Origin of the sequence: Flavobacterium sp. FlaQc-48 (assembly GCF_044007335.1) — a bacterium.
GTDB lineage: Bacteria > Bacteroidota > Bacteroidia > Flavobacteriales > Flavobacteriaceae > Flavobacterium.
This window is the reverse complement of the sequence record NZ_JBIPCR010000007.1, coordinates 130,441-142,928: the sequence shown is the minus strand read 5'-3', so window position 1 is coordinate 142,928 and position 12,488 is coordinate 130,441. Positions and strand designations below refer to the sequence as shown.

The window sequence follows — 12,488 nt, the reverse complement described above, 5'->3', positions numbered from 1 at the left end:
TATGTAATAATATTAATTTTCTAAGCAGTTATATCCATTAGCATTGATATAATTTATACCTTCTTTAATTATTTCAACTATTTCAATGCTGTGATCTTTAATCAGTTCGTGGCCTCCGTTTATATAATGAATGGAAAAATTATTACTGGACAGACTTATCCAGCTTTTTACCTGATCAATCCCGGCAATATGATCATTAATTCCTGCAATAACAGCCAGCGGGATATCGATAGGTTCTTTACCTGAAATATAGGTTTCGAGTATTTTTACATCTGCCCTTACCAATGAAGCATTGCCGTTAAGCGCTTTCTTCCTTGACTGTACATCTTTTGAATTTTCATACTTAACCACAATTTCGTCAATAAACTCAGTATCAGACAACTCATGCAATCTGCTGTTTGAAGGTTTTAGTGGTGCTTCGCAGGCAGAAAGAAACAATTTAAAGGGCAGCTTCTTGTTGTGTTGTTTTAGAGCTGTATAGAATTCATAAGCCATAAGCGCACCAAAGCTGTGCCCAAAAAATATAAAGTCATCTTCAGGCTCTTTAAAATGAAACAGTAAAGATTCTATTAGTTCCTGCATAGAACCAAACGGTTTTGCATTGCTTCGCTCTTCTCGTCCGGGAGGCTGTATGGCAATTAACTCTACATCATTTCCAAACATACCAGCCCATTTTTCATAAACCGATGAACCTGTACCCAAATAAGGGAAACAATATATTTTTAGCCTTATCTTGGTAGTTGCACTTTTTATTACCTTAAATAAGGTATCGGGTTTTGTCTCTACTTCTTTTGCCTGTACTAATTCCGATTCCTCAACATCCTCTGCAACTATATTTTCCTGCTCATTTTCCGACACTTTATATACCAGGGAAAATATATGATCACTTACCGCATTAATGGTTGGATAATTATAAGCTAAAGTATTAGGAAGCTGACAGCCAAAATACTGCTCCAGCTCTACAACAAAATGTATTGCCATAAGCGAATCCATACCCAAAAAGTTAAATCGCTGGTCGCCTTCAATCTTATCAAAAGATTCTATAAGCATCACATTTCTGAGCTTAATCCTAACAGCACTCTCAATTAATTCCCTTGCCTGTTCAGGACTGCTTTCCAGTATTAACTTAATGTTGCCACTCATAAGATTTTTTTCTTCCTCATCATATGTAGAAACTTCTGAGAAAAGGGAAGGCTGTAATGAAAAGTCTATAAAAGTGCCAAATTTCTTCCATTCAATATCGGCAATCAACGAGAGTGGTGCATTTAAAACCAATTCCCTTTCCATAGCTGCTAAAGCTACATCTGAATGCATTAAATTAAATCCTAATTTCTTAAGCAAGTCAGACTCTCTTTCTTCGGCACTCATACCTACTTCTGCCCACGGGCCCCAGTTTACACTTAAGGAGGGTAAATCCTGTTGCCATCTGTAAAGGCTTAGCATATCCATAAAATGGTTTGCTGCTGTGTAATGGCTTAATTCTACCGATCCCCATAAGGCAGAAACCGATGAGAACAGTATAAACAGGTCTAAATCCATTGTTAAACTTAGCTGATGCAATGCCCATGACGATGAAACTTTTGTTTTAAGTGTTTCTAAAAAGTGACTCCTGTCCAGATTCATTACCTTGCCAAACCAGTTTACTCCAGCCGCATGGATAATTCCACGTATAGGTATACCTTTGCTGTTAAGTACTTTACACAATTGTCCTAATTCTTCAGTATCCCTTATATCCAGAGAGACTACTTCAACTGTAGCACCTTTATCCTGTAATACTAAAAGCTGCTGAATAGTAGTATACTCCGGACTGTCCTCAGTAATAGTTGGCCAAAGATGAACCGGCGGAATTGTTTTCCTGCTTATCAATACCAGATGTTTACCTCCTTTATCTAATATCCAGTTGGCACATTTTAAGCCTAAACCTCCTAAACCTCCTGTAATAATATATGCACCATCGGCTCGCAGTTTTGCATCTGTACGGGTTACGGCTTTTTCCTGCGGAGCAATATATTCAACATAGTGTCTACCCTCCCGTATGGCAATACTGCGCTCAGTACTTGGAGCAGTTATTTTATGCAGGATGATGGATGGAGCTGTCTCCAGATCCATGTCTATTAGCCCTCCCCTTAATTCAGGATGTTCCAGAAACAGGGTTTTTGAAAATCCCCAAACCGGAGCCTGCTTTAGGTTTATAACATTGTGTTGCTGGGCAATATACTGCGACTGTGCCGTAACCACCCATACCGGTAAAACAAGGGCATTCTTTTTAAGTGCCTGCATTAAAGGTATAAGCAATCCAGTACCATTGCTAACCCCATACTCAAGAGAAGGTATATCAAATTCAGTATCTATTATATCATTCCCGGGTGTTATAAAGACCAGTTTCCAGTCTTTACTGCCATCACGGCTTTTAAAGTTCACTATTTTATCAATAATATCGGCCCATTCGCTGGTTTCTGTTTTAGAAGTCACAGTAAACTCCGGCTTAATTTTATTAATAAAAGTACCTTCTGTTTGGGCTCTTATCCAAAAAATTTCGTTTTTATTGTCTTTTAATTCCTGTAACAGGCTCTCAACAAAAGCATTGCTTTCGCCTATTATAATCCAGTTAGTATCTTTCGCCAGACTGACACTTTTTTGTGCAAAATCTGAGACTTCTTTCCATTTAAGGCGATAGGTATCTGTAACTAACGTCTCATCATTACTAACAGCAGGCTTATAGACCGTCGCTCCCTGTGAAGGAGTAGCAAATTCAGAGAGTCTTTCGGCATCTATTCCGGCCATCCAGTAGGATTTGTGCATAAATTTCTGCCCAGGTAAGCGATCTGGATAAGCACGCCCTTCTACAATAGCGTCCCATTTTATATTTATTCCCGACTGATAAAACTTGCCTATCGAGTCATAGAAAAAGTAATCCTCTGTACGATCCCCTTTTTTAACATTCAATGACCTTAATAACATTGCATTGGTTAGGCTCAATGTATCATTAACTGCTACAAGAGTACTAGCACCCGGGCCAATTTCAATAAAATGGATGCTATCATCTTTAGGAAGCAAATTTACCGCCGTCTTAAAATTCACTGTATTAAGCAGATGCTCTACCCAATAATCAGCATTAGGCGCTTCATCCATTATTTTTCCTTTTAAAGAAGATATCCATCTCTTCTCGGGCTGCTTAAAACTAAATAGTTTAATATATTCACCAAGTTCTTGTGCAATGGGTTCCATTAGATGGCTATGGAATGCATGTGATGTTTTAAGATGATAGGTATCTACGCCCAATTCTCTAAAATACTCCACTACTTTTGCGACAGCTGCCACTTCTCCTGAAACAACTGTTTTTTTGTCACTGTTAATAACAGCAATTTTAACATGTTCTTTATCCATTACTTTAGCAACTTCTTGAGAGTCAGCAAAAATGGTTACCATCATACCCTTATCGCTAAGTGTTTCAATAAGACTGGCACGTTTTAACAAAATTGCCATTCCGGTTTCGGGCTCAAAACATCCTGAAAGGCAGGCAGCTGCATATTCGCCCAGACTATGTCCCACTAAATAATGAGGCATTACCCCACATTCCTGCCATAATATTCCAAGTGAGTATTGTACACCAAAAAGAATAGGTTGCATGTATTTATCCAGCCAGAAGGATGTATCTTTTTCCTCAAAAGCAAGATGTGCCAGACTAAAATTATTGCCTATTTCATCATTTACAACTTTGGCACATCTGTCAAAAGCCGATTTAAATACAGGAAACCTAAGGTATAATGTCCTGCCCATATGAAGGTAATGCTCGCCTTGTCCAGTAAACAGGAAGCATGTATCCAAAGGAGAGATTGCTTTACTATTTTGATCAGAATTTATAAAATCAGTAAGTTTATCTTTTAAAGACTGTATAGAATTGATCATAAAATACTTGCGATATTTTAAGTCGGATCTAGATTTTGACTGTGTAAAGCAAATATCCTGTATAGACATTCCATGATTTGTATTAAGCCATTCCAGTAAAACACCGGCTTGGTTTACCAATCCCTGTACTGTCGTAGCAGAAAAAATAAACGGACGCTGTGCATGGTCATAATAGGATTCACTTTCAACTGTCTCTGCTATTTTTTCTGGCTCAGATAAAATAATGTGTGCTAAGGATCCCCCAAATCCAAAAGAACTTATGGCGGCCCTTCGAACCTGATCAGTATCCCAATCGGTCAACTGTTTCGCAATCTTTAATCGGGTATTATCTAATTGTATTTGCGGATTTAATGTTTTTATGTGTATTTGAGGTGGTATTTGTTTGTGTTGCAACATTAGTACCGACTTGATAACACTCGCTATACCTGCTCCTGCTTCAAGGTGTCCTAAATTTGCCTTAACAGATCCCACATGACATGCATTTGTGCCCGTACCGTATTGCTTTCTTATTTGTTCCATTTCTATAGGATCGCCCGAAGCCGTGCCTGTACCATGGGCTTCAACATAGCTTATATCTTTACCTTTTAGGCCTGCAGCTTTTAATGTACGCTCTATAAGCAAGTTTTGTGATTTACCGTTAGGGAAAGTAATTCCAGGGCTGCGCCCATCCTGTCCTGAAACAGTTGCAGCTATTACTGCCAGTATTTTATTTCCGTCTTTTATAGCTGCCGATTTTCTTTTAAGCATTACGAGTCCACAGCCTTCAGCTCTTACATAGCCATCGGCACTCGCATCAAATGTTTTGCATCGTCCCTCCGGTGACATCATCCCAAACTGAGATAGCGTAATTGTAGGGCCTGGTGATAATATGGCGTTCACTCCGCCTGTTATAGCCTGTGTGCAGTTACCATTTAAAATAGCCTGTGCCGCTAAGTGCAAGGCTGTCAAAGATGAAGAGCATGCTGTATCTACTGTTAGACTGGGTCCTTTAAAATCGTAAAAATAAGAAAGTCTGTTGGCGGCTACACTATTAGAGTTGCCAAGGCCGGAATAAGCATTAAATCCTTCCATACCAGGGCTTAATTTTATTTTCATATACAGATAATCGTTGGTAGACATACCTATAAAAACCCCTGTGCCTGAACCGGCAATATCTGCTTTTTTAATTCCTGCATTCTCAAGAAGCCTCCATGAAGTTTCCATTAGCAGCCTTTGCTGTGGATCTATCTCTGGGGCTTCGGCAGCAGAAATATCAAAATGTGCAGGATCAAACTGGTCAATCTTATCAATAAAACCTGCCCATTTTGTATTTACTTTTCCCGGAACAGCGGGTCTTTCATCATAAAAAATATCATTATTCCATCTACTTGGCGGAACCTCCGTAACGGCATCAACACCTTTAGATAATAGTTCCCAATATTTATCCAGATCATTGGCCCCACCAGGAAAACGGCATGCCATACCCACTATCACCACCGGATCATCAATTGCATTTTCATTTTCTATCGGATCTTCGGCTGTAGTATGTATTACTTGCATTTTACCCGATAGGTATTGGTCCAGGCATTCTGTTCTTGCTATTTTATAGTTGCTTGTTTTAGGGATAAGCCCCTGTGCAACAAATATTATTTTGTTTGGCAATATACCATACCCCTCTGCCAGATTCGCTTTGATATGAAAAGCTATTTTATCTAATTCTGTTCTGTTGGTGTGCCTGTGCACTTCCTGGAACACATAGAATTCTTCTTTTGTGCCATCAATAAAGGAAACACAAATAGTATGGTCATTTGTCCGAAGTTCTGTTAGCCTATAACGGCTGCAGGTCTCTAAATCTTCTGCGTCATAATTAACTCCTCTTATAATGATTATTTGTTTTACACGGCCGGTTAAGTACAGGAAGCCATTTAGAACAAAACCGGTATCTCCTGTCCTGACAGGTGTATTTCCTTCATTTGCTTTAGGAATTTTATCTAAATAACCTTCGGCATTTGAATTCCCCTCAATCCATATCTCACCGGATACTCCCTCCTTGCATAATTCGCCTGTAGTAAGGTCTATAATTTTAATTGTATCTTCACTATTTATGCGGTACGGCAATAAAGGCCTTTTTTGTTTTTGCCCCAGCTCATTCCAAAAAATATTCTTTTCTACTTCCGGAAGTCCGTCTGTTCCCCCTGCTGCCAGCAATGTGGCTTCAGCCAATCCATAAACAGGCTTAAAAGTGCTTCTTGCAAATCCTGCTGTTTTAAACTTGTTATAAAATTCGTCCAGAATATATAATGATACTGTCTCTGACCCTACATAGGCGTATTTCCAGCAACTTAGGTCGGGTACTTTACTTTCATCAACCTTGCGTACGCAATGCTCAAAACTAAATGTAGGCGCTGCCGAAGTATTTGCCTGATACCTGCTTATGGTTTCCAACCATAAATTGGGTGAAGATATGAACGAATGTGCCGGCAGGAAGACTCCAAAACCCGATTCATATAATACTGAAAATAAATGACCGACAAGCCCCATATCATGATGAAAGGGAATCCAGCCTGCAATCCTTACCAATTCTGAACGATCAAAAACACGAAGCATCTTTGCCATGTTATTAATTACATTCTTATGCTTAAGCATTACCCCTTTAGGTACAGAAGTAGATCCTGAAGTATATTGTATATAAGCAATATCATTTACATTTATTGCTGGCAGTTTAACTGCATTTGTTTTGCCTTTAAGCGAATCAATGGTGAACACCTTAACATCGCTTCTGTTTTCCTTTTGCAGAACTTCCATTAAAGGATTATAATGTATATCTTCTATAAGTATACTTTTGGATTGCCCTCTTTTTATGATTTCCAATAAACGTTCATATCCATGCTCGTTCCTTGATTTTCTAACAGGTGCCAATGGTGCCGGAATGTATCCGGCAAGCATACTGCCAAAAAAACCAAGGACAAAATCGGCTTCATCTTCAATAACTATGAGCATTGTGTCTTGGATACTAACAGTCTGTAACAGCTTATATGCCACATACAGGCAGTTTTCCTTAAGAGCATTAAATGTAAATTGCTGTTTCTCCACACCGTATCCATCCAAAAAGATCAGGGCAACTTGTTCCCCTTTTTCTTCTGGATAGTTTATTACTAAATCAACTACAGTATTTTTATTCATACTTAAATTATTACATTTAACTGACTTGTTATTACTGATCCATCGGCTGCAGTACCTTTTAAAATGTACGTTGTTGAAGCAGAAAGATTAACATCTTGTTTTCCTGACTTAATTCCCGTTGTTGGGATAACCTCTCCCGGACTTAATTCCAACTTAACAAGATTTGCCGTAACCCATGATAATTCATAAATTCCATTGCCTTTGCTTGTATAATCAAAATACTGCACCTGAGGATGGGTTGTATCTCCATCACCGAGGTAATATACCTCGGTGATACCTCCGGGCTGATATAAAGTAAGTACTGCCAGTGTATTGTTTTTTATATCCAGCCTTTGAGCTTTCCAGCCCGGGCAATCAAAGCTTTTGGCTATTCTGCTTAATACATTGCCATCCTTCTTAGTATATTTAAAATACAGCATTTGTACTTTTTCCAGATTTATACTTACCTGTTTACTGTCCATATTTTTAAAGCCGTTAACATTCAGTTCGTAGTAAATAACAGATGGCATATTCTGATAATTGCTGCTGTAGGACTCCATAACTTCATAGCCCGGATTAACCGTAACACCAGTTAAAGGATTGTTTAGCTGCAATCCCGAATTTGAAACGATGGCCGATGAGGTTCCCCATAAAAAAAACCAATCCAGTGTCATGGAATCATCCACTTTTAAAAAACCGCTTTTATCACTGGTTAATGCAGTTATAAGAGGAGGATTTTGCGTTAATGTTACCGGAACCTGAGTATGCTGTTGATCTGATGTATATAAAGTTAAGGTATACGTTCGCTGAGATTCTGTTGTTGAAGGTATATTGATACTGCAATTACCCGGACTTGGCGGCGGCCCCTGCACAGGGAATGTTTTATCACCACTATTAAAAGGCCCTACAACTACTTTCGTACCTCCAGTAGACTGCCAGTAAAGTTTAGCAGAAAGGCCTAAAGCTATTATTGACGGACTCACCCAAGCTATAATATCTAAGGTGTTATCAGGGCGCTTATCTATATTTACAGTAGAAGTACGTTCATTTTGTAAATTCTCGGATATTTTTATGACAGCCGGAGTTGAAGGTTTACATTTTGAATTGATCGGCACAGCCAGAAACGTTACCGTTAACTGTTGCCCCGGCTGTAGTTTTGTCGAATTATTTGTAAACCTGAGCGTAAAATAATTTCCAAAAGCCGACTTTGCACAAGTAATGCCTGTGGGTGCTTTTGTATTAAAATTTAAGGTTTCTACCAGATCTGTCTCTGTATTCCCTATAGGAAACGTAATGTCAATACTATCGCCATTGGGACCTCCCGTAAAATTGATAAGCTTACCATTAACCGGATTTGTAATAACCAGCTTAAGATCTGTGGAAGTGCTTATAAAAACCTCATCAGGTTGAACAGAATATTGTAAAATACTTGAATTTTCCATTACTTTCTTTGCTTAAGTTAATTATTTGTTGCGTTAGAACCCGTTAGCACAATCCATCCTTCTATTAGTGAAGGTGCTGTAGAATTAAGCGTAGCCTGCGGGGTAGATGGAAGTATAGCCACCTCATCATTCCAGCTTGTTACATCTCTTCTTGCCATCCAGGACCAGCTTCCTTTTACCTCAGCCGGGGTTGGCATTTTTATTCTCGCGGGATCCAGCAATAATGGTCCTGCCCTAAACGTAGCTTTAAGATTATTTAAGGCTGTAGATACAGGTCCATTTGGAAGGCTTGTTGAGGTGGAAGGCAAACTGCCTGAGACTACAGGTATATCTCCTGAAGGGTCTACCAATAGCGTTAGTTTTACTGTTTTATCGTTGGCTCCAAGCGAGACCTTATGGTCGGTTTTTACATAGCCTGTTTTATACCTTACTTTTTTACCATCATCGATAAGCTTAAAGAGCTTGCTATTGGGCATACTTGCTTTAGAAAATAATTCGTTTATTCTTACTGTTTGCCCATTTGATCCATATACAGAGTAAAAGGTATCATAATTATCATCCTGAAAATAGCCTAATACTCCATTGCTATCCACATTGCTATCACCCACTCTTATATTGAAAGGTGTATTGCAAAAATCAGGCAGCGTAAGCTTATAAGCACCATTTTGGTTGTAGTATTTACCTGTTTCGCTCCAACTTTGGTTAAATAATGGCATGCCCGAAAGCGATAAATCTAATTCTGCACGTACTACAGCAAGCGGCCTTCCCAGTAGTATGGATAAGTTACCGTTTTGATTGCCTACATTTCCCATTGTCCAAAGTGAATCATCTATGGAAGACATAAGGTCATCATAAGATCCGGAACCATCTGGTGCGGTGGCTAAAAGTCGTATAATAAAAGATTGCAAATGCTTATTAAATAATGTTGGCGGAGCACCTAATGCTGCATTACTGCCGGGAACGGCATCCCATCTTATACTATAACTGCGCCCTGTCTGGTCATTACTGCTTTCCTGTCCTACTTTAATTACAGCACCCATATTTTCTCCAACTGCATTAAACACCATTAATGAGTTATCAAGGTGGTTAGGCATTACCCATCCACAAATAGGACTGGTAAGGTCTGAAGAGTTACTTTTAATAGTATCATTATCACTTTGAAGCATACTTAGGCTTACTTTTGCATGCTGAGCCAGCCTTGGCGGCATTTGCCCAAAATTTTTAGTATCACCTTTATAAGCAGGGCTTGAAGTGGTAAGGCTTTCTGACCAATAAATATCCGGTATAGGAGATTGCTGGCCTCCTCTCAATATTTGTCCGAAGGAATCAACGACCCAAATATCCATTACTTCAAAATGACCTGCAGGAATAGGGAAAAAAGGCTGCAGTTTTGAAGCATCAAGGCTACCGGTTACAGGCCTGAAATTTGAATTTGAATCTCCTAATAAACTAATCACATCATCGTCTGCCGGATAATTGTTTATAGTCATTAGCATAGTTGTTAACTGCTTTGATAATCCACTCATTGACTGCGTTAGTATGTCAATATTTGCTATTTCCTTAGCAACAATTTTAAGATCTTCTTTTATGTAGTAAGGTATCTTTGATGTATCATAATTGGAGTCTGTTGTAAAGGTCTCAAACTTGCTCTGAATCACTTTTGCAGTATCGGCATTTAAAATAGCACGTCCCATAAACGGAGGGAAATTTTGAATAGGCGTTATGTGGTCACCCTGCCATTCATAATCTATATCACCCAGTTTCCAAGAAGCAAGCTCCTGTGAATCGTCTAATGAAGAAGGTCTCCATCGTATACTCCAGTCCATGTATATAGGAGACCAGGGTTGTTTTGTCCTGTAAGCTACTCCTACTTCGGATGGAATCACTCCTTTAAATTTAGCAACATCGGCTAATGCTTGTACATGGCACTCAAATGTTTTAGGGTCGTTCCATATAATGGTTTGCTGCATCCTTACCTGTTCAGCTAACGGATTTATTTGTTCGTTGGAAGGGCTGGCAACTCCGCATTTATTAAAAAATACAGTTGCTATAAGCCTTGCGCAGCTTTGGTCCAGTAATAAGGTTTCAATCCATAAATCCATCACTTCCTTAGGAATAGCATTCCATAAAGGCATTGTTACTGCATTCAAAATTTCTAATGCCCCAATTGTTTGGGTTTGCCGTACATTATCAACAGTATAAGTTACATCAATCGCAGATACAGTCTGCCCGGTTACCCTTACATTTAAAAAACTGCCATCCTGATTTTCTGTTGGATCAGACAGCTTTGTATCCTGCCCAATCCCTGCTACCATAATAACAGGATCATTAGGTGCGGCAAATGCTTCCTGGTCAACTGCTTTTACTATAAAATCCTTGCCTAATGACTGCTGAAAAGATTTTGCATCGTTTGCTGCCTTATTCCATTTGGTATTATGATCTTTAATATTGGAATCCAGATTTGCAGAAATTGCCTGTATACTCTGTTTTACCGCCGTGGTAACCTTTCTTCCTAAGTAATTTTTTTTAAGGGTTAGAGAAAACAACTCTGTCCTTTGGCTCGCAATAAGCCTGTAAAGAATATTGACTTCCTCTTGTAAAACATTAAGGTTTGTAAGCACCTTTGTAGCATTCTCATCAAGATCTACTGTTTGCTGTCCTCCTGTCTCTGCAGTGTCATTGTCACCCTGCTCTGCATTAACCACTATCCATTCCTGACCCGCATAAGCAGTTTCAAATCTGGAATTGTGTAAAGTGGACTCTACTCTTACAGGATCTTTGTCAAGATCAAAAATGAGGTCTTTTTGAAAGGCTTCGAGTGCCCTTGCTATATCAAATACAAACGGTTCCTGATCATGCTCTTTGGCTACTTTATTTGCCATGTAGGCAGATATGGCCTCAATAGAATTATACCCTATGGCTACATCAGGAAATGTAGTGCCCCCACCAGGCGCTCCAGACCCATAAGCAATATCATAGCCATCCCAAACCACGTTTGCAACCATAGAATGGCAAAGGGTTTGTGTTGCTAACGGTGCGGGATCTGTTATATCTCCATTTTCCTGCTGCCACTTGTGCCATGCCAGTATTGCATTTTTAGCCTGTTCCGGCAAGTTGATGGATGCAGGATCAAAATCTTCCTGTAGCCCATGCGCTTTTTGCCAGTACAACCATGCATTAACAGCATCTTCCACATCAGCGGTGCCATCACCTACAGACCATGAATATTTGCCCCTTAATGCCTGTTCCCAAATGTCGTTATTGCCTACTGGCATATTGATTAAAATATCATCTTGAGGATTTGCATACCAGCCCACGATAGAATATGTAAATATGGATTTATCATCTCCCGGGGTGTCATGCAGTGAAAAAACATTTCTTACATTATCATAAGCAACAGACCATGACACATCGCCGGGACCTACAGCCTGTAAAAATGATTTCCCTTCTGTCGCTTCGCCGGTCCAGTCTTTGAGTATATAGCTTTTTCCGATACCCCTCACCGGAGTTCCGTCCTTATCTTCCGGATATGGGTATTGATTATAATTGTCAGGGGCGTCGTCAATATTAAAAAGATCATCGCTCTTTAACACATTAACTCCATTATCCTTTATAACCGGAATAACATTTATAGGGACTCCATTAGGAATTTTATCATCATTTATATTTTTTGGATATTCAAAACGGGTAATCAACCATCTGTTAGGAACATCAGGAAAGGCTATTTCATTAGTCTCGGTATTTTGTGTCCCCCTTCTCATGCTGAAGGGAAGCGTCCACATAATATGGATTCCAACATCGGGGCATGTTTTAGTACCAAAAGGAGCCGGCTGGTCGGGCAGTTGGTGCCAATAAAGGTTATAGTAATTATCTTTTACGCTGGACCATTTAGTCTGCGAGTAATAATCAATGTTACCGATAAGCAAAATATCAGTTGCCATAGGTACCAAAACAGAAGGACCCGGCCATACTGGTGAAAGTTTTGAATCTGACATA

3 protein-coding genes are annotated in these 12,488 nt (G+C 39.3%); all 3 read right to left on the bottom strand.

All coding sequences use genetic code 11. The features are described 5' to 3' along the window. Window positions 1-12 precede the first annotated feature (12 nt). The 3 genes from ACHRWY_RS13195 to ACHRWY_RS13185 are packed head-to-tail and all read right to left on the bottom strand — an operon-like array spanning window position 13 to window position 12,487. Complete coding sequence (locus ACHRWY_RS13195) at window positions 13-7,071, bottom strand: SDR family NAD(P)-dependent oxidoreductase (RefSeq protein WP_395355206.1); 7,059 nt, start codon at window positions 7,069-7,071, stop codon at window positions 13-15. A 2-nt stretch (window positions 7,072-7,073) separates the two neighbouring features. Beyond that, on the bottom strand, window positions 7,074-8,492 hold the full coding sequence (locus tag ACHRWY_RS13190) for a hypothetical protein (RefSeq protein WP_395355204.1): 1,419 nt from the start codon (window positions 8,490-8,492) through the stop codon (window positions 7,074-7,076). Between the two features lie 17 nt (window positions 8,493-8,509). After that, window positions 8,510-12,487, bottom strand: a complete 3,978-nt coding sequence (locus ACHRWY_RS13185) for a hypothetical protein (protein WP_395355203.1) — start codon at window positions 12,485-12,487, stop codon at window positions 8,510-8,512. Window position 12,488 lies beyond the last annotated feature (1 nt).

What these genes read in the sequence shown, in the direction of transcription:
- ACHRWY_RS13185 (WP_395355203.1), bottom strand. Translation starts at nt 12,487, where the DNA reads ATGTCAGATTCAAAACTTTCACCAGTATGGCCGGGTCCTTCTGTTTTG.
- ACHRWY_RS13190 (WP_395355204.1), bottom strand. Translation starts at nt 8,492, where the DNA reads ATGGAAAATTCAAGTATTTTACAATATTCTGTTCAACCTGATGAGGTT.
- ACHRWY_RS13195 (WP_395355206.1), bottom strand. Translation starts at nt 7,071, where the DNA reads ATGAATAAAAATACTGTAGTTGATTTAGTAATAAACTATCCAGAAGAA.